The sequence below is a fragment of the Acinetobacter junii CIP 64.5 genome, from assembly GCF_000368765.1.
In the GTDB taxonomy this organism is placed as follows: domain Bacteria; phylum Pseudomonadota; class Gammaproteobacteria; order Pseudomonadales; family Moraxellaceae; genus Acinetobacter; species Acinetobacter junii.
Genome location: NZ_KB849655.1, coordinates 71,651 through 90,369 on the forward strand (window position 1 = coordinate 71,651; position 18,719 = coordinate 90,369).

Below are 18,719 nucleotides of genomic sequence, written 5' to 3' on the forward strand. Positions count from 1 at the left end.
TCAGAAAGCATTTTATCTTTTTGCATAAAAAAACAGCATTTATTACTGTCCTCTTAATTTTTTTCAATAGGAGATATGCTTTGAACTGCCTGATAATGCGAAAGAAAAATTTCACCTGTTAATTCATCCACGAGCTTTGATTTTCTTAAACGATCCATCACAGGACTCTTCACTTCAGACAGGTGTAGTTTAATATTAAGACGCGCGAGTTCCTTATTTAACTCTTCCAACATTTCTAATGCACTAAGATCGATATTGCTGATGCTTGAACAATTTATAATCACATGTCGGATTTCTGCATTTTGACTAAGTTCAGTAATCACATAGCCTTTTAATACATGTGCATTTAAGAAGCTTAGATTTTCATCAATACGAAAAGAGGCAATAGTCGGAACAGTAATGACATCATAGCGTGATACATTTCTAAAGTGTTGAGTTCCTTCTATCAGACCGATCACAGCTATATGTGGACGGCTGACACGCCATAGCAACATGATAAAAGTAAGACCAATACCAATAATCAGACCTGTAGAAATATCAATAAATGTTACACCGAGGAAGGTTATTAACATCGCAAAACCATCTGCCTTTGAATATTTCCATGTTTCGATAAAGGGAGCGATAGTGATGAGTTTCCAAATGGAGACTAAAATTGTAGCGGCTAATACAGTTAGGGGAAGAGTTTCAAAGATACCTGTAAAATACAAGCAGACTAAAATCATAGTGAGAGAGGAGAGGATGCCTGAAATCGGTGTTTTTGCACCTGCATCACTATTTACCACAGTGCGTGACAAGCTACCTGAAACCGCAAAGCCATTATTAATACTTGCTGCGATGTTTGCGAATCCTAAAGCAATGAGTTCTTGACTACTATTTAAGTCATCACGTTTCTGTAGAGCAGTGGCTTGAGCGATTGCAAGAGATTCTACAAAGCTAATCATGGCAATCATAAACGCGCTAGGTAAGAGCTTAAAAGCAAGCTCAGAATCCCATGACGGAAAATAAAAATGTGGTAAACCACTCGGGATAGTGCCGACGGTTTTTAAACTATTTTGTTCCAGATCAAATATTGCTACGATAATGATTGATGAGATAACAACGATTAATGGGATAATTCGAGCCAGGAAAACTGAGTGCACAAATTTTGGTAAAAGCACTAAAATTAATATGGCGGCACAACTGAAAATTAAACTGATTAAGCTAAGTTCTTGTATATGTTTGACTAAGCTAGAAATAAATTCAGGAATATTATTTGACTGAAGAGGTATATCTAATAAAAACTTAAGTTGCCCGAGAGCAATCAGTAATGCAGAAGCAATGATAAAACTTTGAATAACTGGATGGCTAATCAATTGTATTAAAAAACCAAAGCGCAATAATCCTAGAACTAGCGAGATTACTCCTACCATCATGCTCAATAGATAAGCCGCTTCGATGTATTGCTGACTACCGACAGGGAATAATGGATTTAGTGTTGCAAAGACCATCATCGAAATGATTGCAACAGGACCAATCGATAGCGTAGTGCTGCTGCCAGTGAAAGCATAAACAATCATCGGCAATATGCTTGCATAAATACCCATAACAGGTGGCAAACCAGCAAGCATCGCATAAGCCATACCTTGAGGTACTAACATTGCGAGAACGATAAAAGCAGCAATCAAATCGGATTTAAAGCTCGATATTTGATACGTTTTTAGCCATTTAAAAGCTGGAAAAAGAGTGCTTATACTCAAATCTATTTTTTTCATGCATATCAAAGTTTATATCGTTATAACGATATTATGCAGGAAAAGCCAATAGCTTAAAATTTAAATCTAACTTTATGAACGTTAAATATTTGGACAGTAGTTCTCATACAATGTTGTTAACACAACTTGTAACTTAGGATCACTAATGGAGTAGAAAATTTGCTTTCCTTCACGACGTGTTGAGACAACTTTGCTTTTTCTTAGCATCATCAGCTGCTGAGATAAGGTCGGCTGGAAAATCTGAGTTTGTTCTTCAATCTGAGATACATTTAACTCTTGTTTAGCTAAATGGCACAAAATAATTAGACGATCTGTGTTTGCTAGAGATTTAAGCACATTTACTATTGAACTTGCTGATTCTCTCATTGCTTCAATCTCAAGACTTGTTTGCATATTCACCTCATCTAACTGTACTAAAGTTTAGTATAAAATGACTAAAAGGTAAAAATGTAGTAAAAGTGGATAAATGCAATGGTTTTTAGTGAAGATGCATATAAGAAAAAATGATAAGTTAACTCAATTTTAATCGTGAGTTGGCAATTTTGGATTAAAAGGAGATTTGGTTTGCTTTTCTTGTTTTTGATTCTGATTCTAAAAACTGATTTTCTTTTAAATAAACTAAACAATAAAAATATGTAATTAATTTAAATAAAGAATATAAAAAAATTTAAAAAAAGATTGCGAAAGTTACTTATAGGTGTATACTTTTAAACAAGACAGAATGATCTGTCTGCATAAAAAGGATCGGGATGTGCAATTTGTACGACCGCCAGAGGGTAATAATATTTATTATTCTTTCCGACTCAGACGCAAGCGTGAGATATTCTAATAACTATAAATCACGCTTTACTTTTTTCTTCTCTTTTACTCATTTTTTATGAAAAACGCTGACTTAAGGCAACGCTTTTTCGAAAGCAATTAAATGCTCAACTCGCATCCAATATTCATCCATATCAACAGAATGTCTATTAATATGTGCTTGAATGGTCATCCCATCCAAGATACTTACGATTAATGTCGCAAGATGAGATGGGTTTCGGATACCAATATTGGTCAGCAAACCTTGAATAAGTGTGGTTAACCAAATTTTGTATTTTGTTGCCGGTTCTAATGTTGATGGGTAAATCTTAATCACTTCTTCCAAAGCTTTCTGAAACATACAGCCATTAAAATCTTCACTGTTGAACCAAGCTTCATACCATTTAAAAATAGTTTTGAGTTGACTCATGTAATCATTTGGAACACAAGCGGATAGTGAGGCATTTAATGATGTTTGCAAATTGATATTACGTTGCTGTAGGCATTCTTCGATTAATTTTTCCTTTGATGGGAAGTATTTATAGAATGTCATTTTGGCTACGCCAGATTCACTAATAATACGATCAACCCCAATCGAATTATAGCTATGCGAATTAAAGAGTTTTAAAGCAGTGTTAATAATATCTTCTTTTTTTGACATACATAGCCTCAAGTTTGCTCATTGCCACACAGAGCATTGTTTTTGCATCCTGTTATGCAATTTTGGCAGGAATTTTACATGGTATTGGTCAATTATCATAGGGAAAAATGGCTTTATTTATTTAACTGTTTTTTTAATTAACAACTGTAAATATATGATAAAAATAAGGAGTTGAAAATATGGAAATATTTATAATAATCAAATTATTACATATATTTCTTTTTTTAATTTTTATATATTAGACTTCTTGCAAAAATCAAAAAACGATCAACGTTTTGTTTGTTTTTTATCCACATTAAAAAGTCATGTTCTACTATCATGAGTACATGAAATATGAAAAAGTAAAGATGCTATCAAATAGTCAGTTTAAACGACTGATTGGAATACAACCCTCAACCTTTTTAGAAATGCTTGAAGTATTAGAGTCAAGCCAAGTCAATACTCAACGAGGTAGACCTTCGAGTCTTTCACTTGAAGACCAACTGTTAATGACGCTAAGTTATTGGCGTGAATATCGCACGCTCTTTCATGTTGCTATGAGTTATGGAATCCACGAATTAACTGCGTCCAGAATTATTCATAAAATAGAAAATATTTTAATAAAATCTGATAAATTTCATTTGCCTAAGAAACTACCGCATGGTGCAGGGATAGATTGGAATGTTGTTATTGTCGATGCAACTGAAATGACAATTGAGCGTCCAAAAAAAACAGAAAAGATTCTACAGCGGTAAGAAAAAACGACATACGATCAAAGCTCAACTCATCATTCATTATGAAACGATGCAGATTATTTCATTAGGTCTTACACATGGGAGTACACATGATTTCCAGTTGTTTAAGGCTCAACGTAAAAAGCAGAGATATCAAGCCTTTATGCTGATTGATAAAGGTTATTTAGGTTTAAATCGTTTGGGGATAAAATACCTGATGCCATTCAAGGCAAGTAAAAAGAAGCCGTTAACTTTATTACAGAAGCAAATAAATCGGGAAATTAGTAAACGTCGTATTCGAATTGAACACGTCAATGGAAAATTAAAGACCTTTAGAATTCTGGCTACACGTTATCGAAATAGGCGTAAACGCATGGGTTTACGTCTGAATTTAATTGCTGCAATTTACAACATGGAGTTGGTTAAAAAATGATTTTGCAAGAGGTCTAATAATTTTTACCTTCTAGAAGAAATTATATGATCGTAATCAAGTGTTTAAACTTTTGGAATTTTTCCGATCAATATAATCTCATCTAGAGGCGCTGATAGATTAATTTGGAGGGAGCAACATCACAACAGCATTATTTAAAAGTTCAGCAATATCTTCTAAATATTCTGGTTGATTTAGATTTTCATCAAATGCAATGCTTTGCCCATCAGCAATTTGTTTTAGCTGGTTTTCAAATGACTTGGAAATACAAACATTTTCACCATTTGCCCAAAAATCTAAACCATCCGCTTGAGTTCTGTAGAGTAGCTTTGAAGCTGGTTCAAGCATGAGTTGATAACCTGTACCGATAATTTCAATTAAATCTTCTGCTGCGATTTCATCAGGCTCAGGAATGCTATTTGGATAATTTGATTGACTCATATACGACATAATCGCCGCATCAAACTCAGGTGCTTGAGAGAGGAAGTTCAATAATTCAGCTTTTAAATAAGAAAATTCAGTCGAATTTATTTCACCGATATTCGCGGTTTGTTGGCGAGCTATATCCTCTAAAGGATTTTTTAATAGTGCATTTTCAGCAAATTTATCACTCACCTGATCAATCATTTCTGAAAGATTTGGCATGCGAAAGCCAAAAGAATACGTTAAACAGTCATCTTCTGCGACACCGTAGTGTGCGAGACCAGGTGGAACGTAAAGTAAGTCACCAGGAGATAGGATTTCATCAAACTGAACATCCATGTCAGCCAACAACTTTAAAGGTTGATCAGGAATAAATTGAGTTGATTCATCACACATTTGACCAAGCTGCCAACGACGATGTCCATAACCTTGAACGAGAAAAACATCATAAAAATCGAAATGTTTACCGACAGATCCACCTTTGGGTGCATAAGACACCATGATGTCATCGCGGCGCCATTGTGGAATAAATGGAAATTTTTTCCATAATTCAGCAACATCAAAAGAATAGTGATCTACAGCTTGCACTAAGATCGTCCAAAGATTAGGTAGCTTTTGAAAATCACCTTTGGTTAGGGGAGATGATTTGACATGCCATTCATTTGGATCTTTATTTTTTTGTCGAATGAGTCGAGCACTTACATCTTCTTCAAGCGCTAACTCTTTAACATCATCTGGTTCTAATAATCCTATGATTTCTGGTAAGGCATTACGTACCAATAACGGTTTTTTTTGCCAATATTCAGTTAAAAATTGTTCTGCGGTGATACCACCTAAAACATCTAAAGCGTGTGACATAGGATTAAAAGCCAAATCTACAAAAGATGTATATTGTCCTTTGAGTTGATTTTGGTTGCAAGCTTTGATGCGCAAGATTGTTTTAACTCTGTAAGAAGTAGTGCATGATCAAACTATTTAATCTTGATCAAACAGTTTTGTATTCATTCACAGCGTTTCAAAAACAAAGTATGCTAAAGACGCAATAAGGAGCATACATGTATCAAGTACTGGCAAGAAAATACCGTCCACGTAATTTCAATGAGTTAGTGGGACAAAACCATGTTTCTCGCGCTTTAACAAGTGCATTAGAACGTGGACGTTTGCATCATGCTTATTTATTTACAGGTACTCGTGGTGTCGGTAAAACCACGATTGCACGTATTTTAGCCAAGTGTTTGAATTGTGAGACAGGTGTGACTTCAACCCCTTGTGAAGTTTGCGCAACATGTCGAGCTGTGAACGAGGGCCGTTTTATTGATTTAATTGAAATTGATGCGGCATCAAGAACGAAAGTTGAAGATACACGTGAGTTGCTTGATAACGTTCCTTATGCACCAACACAAGGTCGTTTTAAAGTTTATCTTATCGATGAAGTGCATATGCTTTCGACGCATTCGTTTAATGCATTGTTAAAAACATTAGAAGAGCCGCCAGAACATGTAAAATTTCTTTTTGCGACAACTGATCCGCAAAAATTACCAATTACCGTTATTTCTCGTTGTCTTCAGTTTACGCTCAGACCTTTGGCTGTTGATGAGATCACAACGCATTTAACAACAATTTTAGATAAAGAAAGCATCAATGCTGATCGTGATGCAATTTGGCAAATTGCTGAGTCTGCTCAAGGTTCTTTACGTGACGCATTATCTTTGACAGATCAAGCGATTGCGTATGGTCAGGGTGCTGTCCATCATCAAGATGTTAAAGAAATGCTTGGTCTAATTGATCGTACGATTATCTATGATCTGATTTTAGCCATTCATCAGAATCAACAAGCTCGTGTTAGTCAGCTATTATTGCAATTTAGACAGCAAGCTTTAGATGTATCATTGGTCTTAGATCAATTGGTTTCTACCTTGCATGAGTTGGCTTTATTACAATATCTGCCTGATTTGGCTCTGAAATATAGTGAAGAAATCAATCGAAAGATTTTGCAACTTTCAAAATTAATTTCGGCGCAAGATTTACAACTTTATTATCAAATTGCATGTAAAGGTCGTTCAGATATTCAACTTGCTGTTACACAAGAGCAAGGTTTCGAAATGATTGTTCTACGGTTGCTCGCATTTAGACCGATGCAGTTAAACGAAGTGACAGTCAAGACAACCTCTGTCACGCCAATTTCGATAAATGAAACTCAACAGTTCTCAGAAAATGTAAAAGTAGAGAACCTGCTTGCTGTTCGGTCAGAAGTGGTTAATGTTGAACCTGAACCTGAACCTGAACCTGAACCTGAACCTGAACCTGAACCTGAACCTGAACCTGAACCTGAACCTGAATCTGAACCAGTTGCAGAGAGTGGTGTCATGGTATTTGATGCTGCTGAAGGTCAGTTGATAGGGTTAGAAACGACATCGCCTTTAGAAAAACCTGTATCAAATTCAGGCTTAAGTGAAGCTGAAGATTTTCTTGTATTTCCAGTATCACCAGATGAAGCAGCACAAGATTCTTCAGTTTCAGATTTGGATATAAATACTCAAATAACTCATGATTTAGAATTGTTTGAAAATACACCGGTTGTTGAAGATGTTGAGCCTTACAACACAGTAATTGCCACAACAAAGCAGTCCCATGAAAATGAGCCAATATCTAATTTATCTCCTCAAGACATTTTAAAACTTAAAGAACAATCTCTAGAGGGAGAATGGAATTTAGAAAAGTGGGAATATTGGTTTAGAAATAGTGAATTGTCACCTGCTGTCCAAGAACTTGCACAGCATGGATTAATGACTGGTGAGATTAATGGCAAGTCTGTATTTCATATTCCTCAAGAATACGAGGGAATGCTAACTCAGCTTCAACATGCACTAGAAGATGCTTTGAAATCGCAATGGATCAATACGCAATTTTCTGTGCAATATAGGAAGATGGATTCCGTGACACCTTTCGTTATGCAAGCGACACGGAAACAAAAAGCATTTGATCGGGCCGTGGAACTACTTAATCAAGAGCCTACAATTAAAAGTTTGATAGAAACTTTTGATGCAGAGTTGGCCAATGTTCAGCTCAAGCCCTAATTCAGAAAGTAATAACTAAAGTAAAAATCGCTTTAGTTATTAACTAATAAGTTGATATTGTTCAAGTACATTTCTCATTTCTACTGAAATAGCCGTACTTTTTCTGCTTTTACGGTCAACGAATACATGCATAAAATGTCCTTGGGCTGCTGCTTCATCCTGATTTTGTTTAAAAATTGCGAGTTCATATCTGAGCGATGAATTACCGATTTTGCCAATCGCAACACCGACTTCAATCATTTCTGGGAAAGAAAGTTCCTGTTGAAAGCTACAGGCTGAATCCACCACTAAACCTATGATTTCACTGTTATGGATATCGAAACCTGTTTTTTGAATCAGTAATGAATTAGCAGCGGTGTCAAAATAACTGTAATAAGTCACGTTATTGACGTGTCCATAAATATCATTGTCCGCCCAACGGGTTTGTATTGGGAAAAAGAACTTGAATTGGTCACGTCGTTTTAAAGTCGGTTTGCTCATGCATAAATCGCCTGATAAATATTGAGTGCATCTTGTTCGGTCATTTCTCTTGGATTGTTCTGCAAGAGTCTTGTTTGAAGCATCGCATCCTTGGCAAGTTGTGGAAGTTTAGCTTCTGGAATGTTCAATTCATTAAGTTTTAAAGTTAAACCGCTTTGGTCAAGATGGTTTTGCATATGATCGATAAACAGATCACATAGGCCATCCGTACAACCTGTACTGCGAGGGTCGAGCAATTGCATTAATTCAGCATAGTGTTGCTTCGCATTAGGTGCATTGAATTTAAGTACTTCAACTAAAACTAAAGCATTTGTATGCCCATGTGATAAATGAAAATGTCCACCCAATGGGTAGGCAAGTGCATGAACTGCACCGACTGGTGCGTTTGCAAATGCTTGTCCAGCAAGCATTGAGCCAACCAACATGTTTTGGCGTGCTTCCATATCTGAACCATCTTTTAGAACTTTGGCTAAATTTTGATTGAGGAGTTTTAATGCGTTCTTTGCCAGCATATCTGCGTAGAAGTTTTTCTTGATATTTGATGTATAAGCCTCTATCGCATGTACCATTGCATCGATACCCGTCGCCGCTGTGATGTGTGCAGGTAGACCTTGAGTGAATGTTGCATCCAGGATAGCAACATCTGCGTATAGGATTGGGGAAACAACGCCCATTTTTGTAGTAGCGCCAGTGGTCACAATAGAAATAGGTGTGACTTCAGAACCTGTTCCAGCAGTGGTAGGTACAAGAATAAGTGATAAACGTGGTGATTTTGCTTGGTTAATACCATATATCTCACCTAAATTTTGTTGTTGATTCGGATGTGCAAGTAAAGCGATGATTTTTGCGACATCCATGGAGCTACCGCCACCAAATCCGATTACAACATCTACTTTTTCTTGTCGAGCAAAATCCACAGCTTCTAACACGATATGTTCAGGGGGATCTGCTTGAATATCTGAATAGATGACAAAGTCCAGACCAAGTTGATCTAAAATGGTTAATATCGGTAAATGAAGTTTATGCTGTAACATGCCAGCATCAGTAACCAATAAAACTTTATGGTACTGATGTTGAGATAGAACATTTTTTAGCTCTTGTATTGAACCTAGCCCTGCAATGATGTTTGGGACAGTTTGAAATTGGAAATGGTTCATACATATATCCTTATTTTTTCATAATAAATACAACATTTTTATATGTGGTGGCTATAGGTTTCAGGACTTAAATAAATTAACATAAGACGCTTGTTAAAGTGTACAAATGAGGTGATTATGCCATCCAAAACGCCATATAAGGTGTTGTGTGTCTGTTTAGGAAATATTTGCCGTTCTCCAACAGCAGAAGCGATTCTCAGACATTATTGTGATGTGCATGGTTTAGATGTGATTGTCGATTCTGCTGGAACTAGCAATTACCATCCAAATAAAGCGCCAGATTTACGCAGCCAACAGCATGCAAGTAAACGCGGTTACGATCTATCGACTATACGTGCTAGACAAATTACATTGAATGATTTTCTTGATTTCGATTTGATCTTGGTAATGGATCATGAGAATTTCAAAGATGTGCAACATTTGAAGACTCAGGCAATTTATCAGTTTGGTTCTAATCAAGTACGTTCAAAAATTGCATTAATGAGTGAGCATGATCCTGAATTTACACGGCAAGCTATACCTGATCCTTATTATGGGGGAGCGGAAGGCTTTGATCGCGTACTTAATCAGTGCGAATCAAGTAGTTTGGCTTGGGTCAATATTTTAAAAAATCAAATCAGTGCAGGGTAATAGGATTCAACACAATATGCATATACAAGAGCACATACAGCTTAAATCATTGAATACCCTGAACTTAGATTCTACAGCATCACACTATGTGCAAATCAATCATGCCAACGAAGTCGTTGAAGCTTTAGATTTTGCTAAACAGAATAATCTCAATGTTTTAGTGTTATCTGGAGGGAGCAACATGTTGTTACCTCAGTATATTCAGGCTCTTGTACTGCACTTAAATATTCAAGGTGTTGAGGTTGTTCGTGAAGATAATCACACAGTTACTGTAAATGTTGGTGCAGGGCAGTCTTGGCATGATTTCGTTTTATATACAACAAAGCAGCAATGGTTTGGTTTACAAAATCTTGCGTTAATTCCTGGGTTAGTTGGGGCCTCACCTGTACAAAATATTGGTGCTTATGGTGTTGAAGTTGGTGAATTTATTGAGTCTGTTCAAGTCTATGATCGTGAGTTAGAGCAATTCACCTCTATTTCCTCTGAAGATTGTAAATTCGCATATCGACATAGTATTTTTAAAGATTTTCCGAATCGTTATATCATCGTTGCTGTCACCTTTAAGCTATTGAAGCAAGCTGATTTAAAACTAAATTATGGTGATCTAAAACAAGCTGTTGGTGATAAACAAAGCGCTGAAAACTTGCAAAAGCAAGTTATTTTGATTCGACAAAGTAAGTTGCCTGATCCTAAAGAGTATCCAAATGTTGGGAGCTTTTTTAAGAATCCTGTTCTCAGTCAAATGAGCTTTGACAAAATTGCACAACAATTTCCAAACATTCCTCATTATCCACAAGCAAATGGTAGTGTTAAAGTTGCCGCTGGATGGTTGATCGATCAAACAGGTTGGAAAGGTAAACAATTAGGTTCTGTAGGAATGTTTCACAAACAAGCCTTAGTTTTAGTCAATTATGCTGATGCAACTTTGACTGATGTGAAAAATACATATAAAGCCGTGCAACATGACGTAAAGCAAAAATTCAGTATCAGTTTAGAACCTGAACCAGTGCTGTATGACGAGCAAGGTTTGATCCAACCACACGGTGAATGAGGAGAATATGGCGAAAGTACATTGGATGGTGAGTTTAGTACGAGTATTTACAATACTTTTTGTACTATTAGGCTGTTTTGTACTTTTTTTATATTCACCATTTTATTCTCAGTTAATTGTCAAAGGATTAAATTACTTTGTTCCTGTAGAAGTTAATCAAGTTGCAGCACAAAGCCAAAAATCTGCTGCGTTGAGTGAGCATGAAACTTTAGAGCCTGGTTCAGATCTATGGATTGCAAGACAAGCTTATTTAAAGCTTATGGAAAAGACCTTTCAATCAGAAAAACCTGAGGATTTGGGTCTAATTCAAGCGCGTTATAAAGTGTTGCAACAGTTAATATTAGAAGAGCAAGAAAAAGAAAATGCTGAAGAACCCAAGCAGGAAATTCCTCTGTTAGCTCAGGCAGCATCATCGGTTCAAGAACAAGAAAGTTCTGCAAGTGCAGCAAGTACACCTTTCGATTTTTTGCAATCGGATACAGCCAATACCAAAATACAAATGGAAAAGTATTTAGACTTTTTACAAAGCTATCCTATTGATTTATCTGCTTCTGAGGATTCAGCTGAGCAAACAAATACAGATTTTCTCGAGTTGAAAAAAAATAAGGTTGAGACAAAGACTTCAAGAAATAGCTCTGAGCCTTATGCGATTGTTGTATTGGGTGGTGGATTGACACTAGGCGCAAATGGTAAAGATATTGTGGTAAATAATTACACACGTTTGCGCTTGGAAAAGACATTAGAAATAGAGAAAAAATATGATTTGCCGATTGTGCTGAGTGGTGTTGAAGCACCGTATATGCAAGCTTGGTTAAATGAACGAGGCATTGAAGCAAAATTACTTGAAAAAAGAAGTATGAATACCTGCGAAAACTCTCGGTTTAGTTCTTTGTTATTACAAAAAAAAGGCGGGGCACCAACGGTACTTTTGATCACGGATGAATACCACATGCCTCGCACACGTCGTTTATTTGCATTAAATGGTATTGAGACTGTTCCAGTGATTGCGCCTATGCCGACGCAATTAACGAAATGGCGTCCTAGTGAGCAAAATTATGATCATAGTCGACGAGCAAACTATGAGATGTTAGCTACAATTCGTGATATGTTGTTTGGCTCTAGTGATTGTCGGGAGATACCATAATGTCAAATATTCCATTTCTAAATCCCACGATCTTAAAGCAACTTGATTTACCTATTCCAAATCGAGAAACCACTCCTCAAGTTCTTGAACCACTAGATTTGACAGTAAGTTTTGAACCAACTAAGCCATTACAAGCATATCGTAAGCTGTATGGTTTGCATTTGTTGGAATGTGAGCATTGGCAAGGTTATGTAGAAATGCCATTGTTTCGTTTACATGTACAGGTCTTTCAACCCAAAATAGAAAAAATTCAGGGTACTGTGTGTTTATTACATGGTTATCTGGAACATAGCGGGATTTACCAACCGATTATCAAAGAAATCTTGGATCAAGGATTTAGTGTAATTACCTATGATCTTCCTGGTCACGGTTTAAGTAATGGTTCACCTGCTAGTATTCAGAACTTTGATCATTACCAACAGGTTCTTAATGCTGTTTATGATGCTGTTCATCATGCAAAACAATTGCCACGTCCGTGGTTGGGAATCGGGCAAAGTACTGGCGGTGCAATATGGATGCATCATCTATTAGAATTTGCCGAGCGACGTGAAGATCCAATAGTTGATCGTGTATTGTTATTATCACCATTAATACGTCCAGCGAAAACGGCCTGGTGGCATAACTCTGTCGGGTTAGGGATTATACGCCGTATAAAAAGCCAAGTCCCTCGACACTTCCGTCGCAATAATCATAATCCTGAATTTTTGCGATTTGTGCGTTTAAAAGATCCATTGCAACCAAGAATGATGGGAATGGATTGGATTCTTGCGATGTCGAAATGGATGTTGGAAATGGAACAACGTCCAGCTTGTCGTATTCCTGTTTGGTTAGCACAGGGTGCGCTCGATCAAACTGTAGATTGGCGCTATAACATTGAATATATACGTCGTAAATTTAGACTACAAACCTTGTTGATGCTAGAAGAAGGTTCACATCAATTAATCAATGAACGTGCAGATATTCGTGCTGCACTAACAGGTTTAATTCCAGCTTTTTTACATGCTAAGCCAAATCATTATTATTACTAATATTTCTTTTTTACCAATGATTTAGATGATACAATTTTTAACAATATAAAAAAATGAAAATTTAAATCATAGGGGTATGCATGATAAGGGGTGCATCTTGGAGCTTCTTTAGCTCTATTCTTTTATGTTTTTCTACATCTGTTTTTGCTCAAGATCTATACAAGTGTGTTTCTCCACAGGGCACAACTTATCAAAATCATCCTTGTGCTGCGAAAACTGCTCAAAAAACTGCGTGTATGGGCACTGCTGTCCCACAAATATCACAAGAAGAACCTCAATTGAGGTTCTTCTTGTTTTCGCCATTTTTTATCAGGCACAAAGAGTGACCTTAAAAGTTTCCTTTCAAATAAATTGACCTGAATAATTCTCAGTAAACGCTGAACACTCCATCCTTCTTGTGCCATGTGTTTAGCGAAGTTCACCAGCAAATAGGCAATTAATGCAATCCATATTTGCGTTTGTATCGCATTGCGGCTTCGACCTAGAAATGACTTCAGTTTTAAATTCTGCTTGATGGCTTTAAAGAATAACTCAATCTTCCAGCGGTCTTTATAAATTGCAGCAATGGTGGATGCTGCCAGATGAAAGTTGTTGCTCAGAAATTCGAATGTTCTTTTCTTATCTGTATCATAAAACTCTATACGTCTTAATAATTCAGGTGCGCCTCTTTTCTTGGCATACGCACTGCTCAATTCAATACATTCATCCGCAATAATCCCTTTAGTCGCTAATACGCTGCGGCTTGATTTAACTTGATAAACCATCTTTGGGCGTAGCCGGGTTACAAAGCTGACGTTCTGAAGTGTCAACTGAGCAAACCATTGATAATCAACATATCCTTTATCAAAGACGATAATGCTGCCAGCAGGAAATTTAAATGCTCTGCCTTGCACCATATCATTTTCAATACCATCCCCAAGCGCTACAAATTCAGGAATGGTATTGCTGTGATTTAAGCCAACACTGAGTTTAATACTGGCTTTGGATTCATGCACTTTTGCCCATGCGCACAATGACAGTGAAAGATCAATATGACTGGCATCTAGTGAATACAGCGGATTCTTGAATCTAAATTTATGTGCAGTTTTAGAGTTTTCACAGCGCTGAAGCAGCTGTGTGAACAATTGCTGATACAAGCTGGCGGGCTGTTCTTCGTTGAGTCTTGCTAAGGTGCTTCGCGCAATTCTCTTCGCGCCAAGATGATAGAGCTTTTCCTGCTGGGATTCGAGATTGGATTGAATGTCTCTTAAGCTTTGCCGACAAGAAAGTTGGGACATCAATATGGCAACAAACTGATCCCAGCGGGTGGCTGATCTTAATTTTTGCCCAGAGTGGTGCAGTTTAGCCAGACGTTCAAAATCTTGTCTTAAAATGGGTTTGAGTAATTGATGAAATACGGTATTCTGATGTGACAAAACCTGAGTCCTTTATAGTTAAAGTGTTTGTTTGCACTCATATTTTAACTATTTAGACTCAGTTTTTTTATTTAGAGCAAACTATGGGACAGTAGTGCGTGTATGGGCTCTATTTCAAATGGCTTTGAGCATGATTGTAGGAAGAGCGAGCTTCAGCGGCAACGCACAACTGAGAATGAAAGAAATGCCTACACTCAAGATTCTGCACTAAATAAAACTAAGGTAGCTATAGATCAGTCTTCTGAGTTTCAACGAGGCATTGTGCAATTTCCTGAATGTAAACAGCGAATAGATACCTTACGTTTAGCGCGTTATGCTGGTAGACAGATGCAGATCATCGAGAATAGTCGGCAGATGTATGCAGCAAGAATATGTACGGCTGAAGGTAGTATCTATATGAGTTGTAATGCAATCACAGACACATTACTCACCCAAAAAAGTTCAACGTGTCCATTCAAGCGAACTTAAATATTTAGCAACAAATTTTTTGATACTAAGAATATGGGGATATGCAATGAAAGTTGTTTTTATTGTTATAGGGTTTATTTTTATAATTTTTTTTATGCTTAATCGTTGCTCTCATCAGGAGCTACCTGCAAATACTCAAGATGCAAATAATCCAATTGCGCAACGACAGAATATTCTAGACCAAATCGTTTTGTTGCAACCACTCAAACAATATGCCAGCAAAGATTATGAATCTATACAACAAACGGCAAATGGTGTCGTAAATGTAAATGAGATTGAAACAAGCGTGAGCAGTACATTGTGGTGGAAGCTTAGAGAAATAATAGAGAAAAAAGCAGATGATGAGGGGCAACGTTTATGGGCGAATGCTTATCTTCAACAACTGTATGATGCCAAACGGAAAGGTGATTGTTTCCCAATTTCATTCCCTTTATATAGTAAAACTTCACCGCAACAACGCAGAGCTTTATTAAGTCAGAACACTCAGCAGCAGTCTAGTGAAGCATTAACTTATATATTGACTCATAATGGAAAGCGTTCAGTTGTTGATCGTATGCAAGCGCCAGAGGCATGGTCTCAGGTTGCTGATAAACTTAGACAAGACTACGGTGCTGAAGCAGATTTAATCAATTCAGGTGAAACTGCTGAGGATAAGAATAAACAATGTGAAGTTGTGGTGAGGACTTTTGAATACATTCTTTCACTACCGCAAGAACAACAAGGTCCTGTGATACGCTGGTTTTTAGATAAGCATATTTCTGTAGGCATTTTTTAATAAGATTGTAGATAAAAATGATTAAAAATTTATTTCTTAAACAGACAAGTTTAAAGTTTCTAGTTGTTGTATTTATTCTTGTAGGATTGGTGGCATGTGGTAAAACAACGCATGAACCAAAGGTTGGGGAATATGGAGAAGCATTGGTCAATTCAGTGCGTCTGACATCTAGTGAACTAGAGCAACTGAATCAAGCTGTTATTAATAAACCCAAAGATACGTTTGATCGTCCAAGTGTTGCTATTGGTTTTCTTGGGGAATCGAATAAGAATCCTTATCGGTTTGTGATAGTTGCTAAAGGTATTGCACCAAATGAAGGTAAGGTCAATTTAAAGTGGATAGGAGGAGTCCAGAGTGAAGCCTCCAATGGATATCAACCCCAAATCTTTCAATCAGATGATAAACATAAGTATGAGATGAATGAACCTGTACTGTTAATTGCCAGTTCAGATCCATTTTCCATCAGTGAACAGAGTAATGGTGTTCACTACGATGTTCATGCTGAATTGATGGAGGCATCGAATATTCAGTTTCAATCTGTAGAAGTTCAAATTTGGCAGGGTAAGGGTAGTCTTTATAGTTGGACGTATTATTTAAAATTCCTTGTAATTTTGATGATTCCAATTTTTGCCATATATCGATTAGTTAGCCGCTAAACCATATTTTTTAAACTTGGGCCACTCGAAGAGTGGCTCAATTTCGTTAGAAACTTTTTGCATTAGCCAATTTCCACATACGATAATAGAAATTCTCATCATCGTTTAAATCAGCTTGTAGTAATTCATTTTCTTTTAAGAAAAAATGAATCTGGGCATAATTTTTGATTTCACGATCATTCATACGCTGAGCGAGATGATGTGTTTTGATATCTGATGGATGTTTGAGTCCTGCCGCAGCGATCATTTCTGATAATGCATGCAATGTATTTTTGTGGAAGTTAAACACTCGTTCAGCTTTACTTGGAACATCAATTGCCTTCTGGCGATCTTTATCTTGCGTTGCAACTCCGACTGGACATTGGTTGGTATGGCAACTTTGAGCTTGAATACAACCAACAGCGAACATAAAACCGCGTGCAGAATTGACCCAGTCTGCACCTAAAGCAAATGTACTTGCAATGTCAAAAGCACTAATGATTTTTCCACTCGCACCAACTTTAACTTGGCTGCGTAGACCTACGCCTACAAGTGTATTATGAACAAATCGCAATCCTTCTCTTAAGGGGGTGCCAATATAATCACTAAATTCAATCGGTGCTGCACCTGTTCCGCCTTCTGAACCATCAACTACTATAAAATCAGGAACAATTTTAGTTTCCAACATGGCCTTAACAATACCCATGAACTGCCATGGTTGACCGATACAAAGTTTAAAACCGACAGGTTTACCACCTGATAAATCTCTTAACTTTTGTATGAAATGCATCATCTCAATAGGCGTATTAAAACTAGGATGCTTTGCAGGCGAGATACAATCATGTTCTCTTGAAACTCCACGTATTTGTGCAATTTCTTCTGTAATTTTATGTTTGGGTAATATCCCACCATGCCCAGGCTTAGCACCTTGAGATAGTTTCAACTTGATCATTTTGATTTTAGGATTTTTAGCTTGTTGAGCAAATTTTTCAGGATCGAAAAGTCCTTCCGCTGTTCTACAACCGAAATAACCGCTAGCAATTTGCCAAACGATATCACCACCATGTTCTAGATGATAAGGGCTGAGACTGCCTTCACCTGTATCATGATAAAAGTTACCCAATTTGGCACCTTTGTTTAAAGCTCTAATGGCATTTGCGCTTAAGCTACCAAAACTCATGGCGGAAATATTCATGATGGAAGCACTATATGGCTGTTTACATTGGTGGTTTCCAATCAGTACACGAAATGTTTTTGTATCTGCAGGTGGGCACGGCGCAATCGAATGCACAATAAATCTATAGTTTGGCTCATATACATCGATAATTGAACCAAATGGCTTATCAGCATTTTCATTTTTTGCACGTTGATAAACCAAACTTCGCTGCATACGAGAAAAAGGTAAGGCATCCTGATCCGCTTCTATAAAATATTGGCGAATTTCAGGACGGACATCTTCGAAAAAGAAACGGAAATGACCAATGATTGGGTAGTTTCTTAAAATAGCATGTTTTTTTTGAAGTAAATCATACAATCCAACCATACTTAACAGGCTCGTAAGCAGCCATAAGCCATTTAATAAAGTGTCAGAAATGAAGTAGTAAATACTATGTGGCGTGTAGATTGTTTTAAACCACGTAATGCTAAGTGCAATAAATATGCAAAGAAACCAAATTGAATGTCTAGAGAAGAATGTATTGAGTAATTTATGTCTTATCGCTTGGGCTGGGCTAGCCATAAACAATCATGCCTTTTAATCATTTTTGATAATAGCACCATGCCAAGAACTGATTATGACCTCAAGTAATGAATTGTTAGATATGAGAATTGTTCTCTAGAATGTTTTAATATTCCATCAACTTTTACGCTTTGAAACTTCTTAAGGATGTTTTGATGTGAAAAAAAGTATCACTACATTGTCGCGTTTTAATAGGATTAATAATGGTTTTAATCACTAATTAGAGGTGAAAAAAGCAATTTAATTACACATAACATAATTTAATTATGTATTGCATAAATTTTAGCTTTCTTGTAGCATTAATTCATCGTAGAAAACCAAAACAATTTTGTGTTGTTCTGGCTA

The 18,719-nt window shown here is 36.7% G+C and carries 18 protein-coding genes; 10 read left to right on the forward strand and 8 right to left on the reverse strand.

Annotation, left to right across the window (positions count from 1 at the left end):
• Positions 1-53: 53 nt before the first annotated feature.
• The 3 genes from F948_RS06090 to F948_RS06100 all read right to left on the reverse strand — a co-directional run bounded on the left by F948_RS06090 (position 54) and on the right by F948_RS06100 (position 3,210).
• A complete protein-coding gene (locus F948_RS06090) occupies positions 54-1,751 on the reverse strand; it encodes a SulP family inorganic anion transporter (RefSeq protein WP_004961565.1) in 1,698 nt (565 codons plus the stop codon).
• An 81-nt stretch (positions 1,752-1,832) separates the two neighbouring features.
• On the reverse strand, positions 1,833-2,144 hold the full coding sequence (locus tag F948_RS06095) for an ArsR/SmtB family transcription factor (RefSeq protein WP_004915442.1): 312 nt from the start codon (positions 2,142-2,144) through the stop codon (positions 1,833-1,835).
• A 499-nt stretch (positions 2,145-2,643) separates the two neighbouring features.
• Positions 2,644-3,210 (reverse strand): TetR/AcrR family transcriptional regulator, encoded by a 567-nt coding sequence (locus F948_RS06100; protein WP_004961569.1) that lies wholly within the window; start codon positions 3,208-3,210, stop codon positions 2,644-2,646.
• A 326-nt stretch (positions 3,211-3,536) separates the two neighbouring features.
• On the opposite strand from F948_RS06100, the gene F948_RS16865 reads away from it, so the two are divergent.
• Positions 3,537-4,356 (forward strand): IS5 family transposase gene (locus F948_RS16865; protein ID WP_409360448.1). Its coding sequence is split into 2 segments (ribosomal slippage): positions 3,537-3,922 and positions 3,921-4,356, totalling 822 coding nucleotides; the frame shifts between segments, so codons are not numbered across the junction.
• Positions 4,357-4,473: 117 nt separating this feature from the next.
• Here F948_RS16865 and F948_RS06115 read toward each other — a convergent pair.
• On the reverse strand, positions 4,474-5,634 hold the full coding sequence (locus F948_RS06115; protein WP_026057444.1) for a ribosomal protein uL16 3-hydroxylase: 1,161 nt from the start codon (positions 5,632-5,634) through the stop codon (positions 4,474-4,476).
• Between the two features lie 197 nt (positions 5,635-5,831).
• On the opposite strand from F948_RS06115, the gene dnaX reads away from it, so the two are divergent.
• Positions 5,832-7,853 (forward strand): DNA polymerase III subunit gamma/tau, encoded by a 2,022-nt coding sequence (gene dnaX, locus F948_RS06120; RefSeq protein ID WP_004961579.1) that lies wholly within the window; start codon positions 5,832-5,834, stop codon positions 7,851-7,853.
• Between the two features lie 39 nt (positions 7,854-7,892).
• On the opposite strand, the gene F948_RS06125 is transcribed toward dnaX, so the two are convergent.
• Both F948_RS06125 and F948_RS06130 read right to left on the reverse strand, forming a co-directional pair.
• Complete coding sequence (locus F948_RS06125) at positions 7,893-8,333, reverse strand: acyl-CoA thioesterase (RefSeq protein WP_004961583.1); 441 nt, start codon at positions 8,331-8,333, stop codon at positions 7,893-7,895.
• Entirely contained in the window at positions 8,330-9,490 is a 1,161-nt protein-coding gene (locus tag F948_RS06130; protein ID WP_004961585.1) for an iron-containing alcohol dehydrogenase, read from the reverse strand. The genes F948_RS06125 and F948_RS06130 overlap by 4 nt, the downstream gene beginning before the upstream one ends.
• Positions 9,491-9,607: 117 nt before the next feature.
• On the opposite strand from F948_RS06130, the gene F948_RS06135 reads away from it, so the two are divergent.
• The 5 genes from F948_RS06135 (at position 9,608) to F948_RS16005 (ending at position 13,669) form a co-directional block, all read left to right on the forward strand.
• Positions 9,608-10,120, forward strand: a complete 513-nt coding sequence (locus F948_RS06135; protein WP_004961588.1) for a low molecular weight protein-tyrosine-phosphatase — start codon at positions 9,608-9,610, stop codon at positions 10,118-10,120.
• Between the two features lie 4 nt (positions 10,121-10,124).
• Positions 10,125-11,171, forward strand: coding sequence for a UDP-N-acetylmuramate dehydrogenase (murB, locus tag F948_RS06140; RefSeq protein WP_265596875.1), 1,047 nt, complete (start codon positions 10,125-10,127; stop codon positions 11,169-11,171).
• Between the two features lie 7 nt (positions 11,172-11,178).
• The gene (locus F948_RS06145) at positions 11,179-12,315 is read left to right on the forward strand and encodes a YdcF family protein (protein WP_004961593.1); all 1,137 of its coding nucleotides are present in this window, start codon (positions 11,179-11,181) and stop codon (positions 12,313-12,315) included.
• Entirely contained in the window at positions 12,315-13,343 is a 1,029-nt protein-coding gene (locus tag F948_RS06150; protein WP_004954660.1) for an alpha/beta hydrolase, read from the forward strand. Before F948_RS06145 ends, F948_RS06150 begins: the two co-directional genes overlap by 1 nt.
• Positions 13,344-13,423: 80 nt before the next feature.
• Positions 13,424-13,669, forward strand: a complete 246-nt coding sequence (locus tag F948_RS16005; protein ID WP_004961596.1) for a DUF4124 domain-containing protein — start codon at positions 13,424-13,426, stop codon at positions 13,667-13,669.
• On the opposite strand, the gene F948_RS06155 is transcribed toward F948_RS16005, so the two are convergent.
• Positions 13,604-14,758: an IS4 family transposase gene (locus F948_RS06155; protein WP_004961600.1), complete on the reverse strand. Its 1,155-nt coding sequence runs from the start codon at positions 14,756-14,758 to the stop codon at positions 13,604-13,606. The genes F948_RS16005 and F948_RS06155 overlap by 66 nt on opposite strands.
• 102 nt (positions 14,759-14,860) lie before the next feature.
• Here F948_RS06155 and F948_RS06160 point away from each other — a divergent pair, with 102 nt between their 5' ends.
• From F948_RS06160 to F948_RS06170, 3 genes are read left to right on the forward strand one after another with little or no spacing between them, the layout of a single operon-like run.
• Positions 14,861-15,226, forward strand: coding sequence for a hypothetical protein (locus F948_RS06160; RefSeq protein WP_004961602.1), 366 nt, complete (start codon positions 14,861-14,863; stop codon positions 15,224-15,226).
• A gap of 46 nt (positions 15,227-15,272) precedes the next feature.
• Complete coding sequence (locus F948_RS06165) at positions 15,273-16,001, forward strand: hypothetical protein (RefSeq protein ID WP_017397306.1); 729 nt, start codon at positions 15,273-15,275, stop codon at positions 15,999-16,001.
• 17 nt (positions 16,002-16,018) lie between these two features.
• Positions 16,019-16,657, forward strand: coding sequence for a hypothetical protein (locus F948_RS06170; RefSeq protein WP_004961608.1), 639 nt, complete (start codon positions 16,019-16,021; stop codon positions 16,655-16,657).
• Positions 16,658-16,703: 46 nt separating this feature from the next.
• Here the strand turns inward: F948_RS06170 and F948_RS06175 are convergent, their stop codons facing one another.
• On the reverse strand, positions 16,704-18,374 hold the full coding sequence (locus F948_RS06175) for an FMN-binding glutamate synthase family protein (RefSeq protein ID WP_004961611.1): 1,671 nt from the start codon (positions 18,372-18,374) through the stop codon (positions 16,704-16,706).
• Positions 18,375-18,719: the final 345 nt, after the last annotated feature.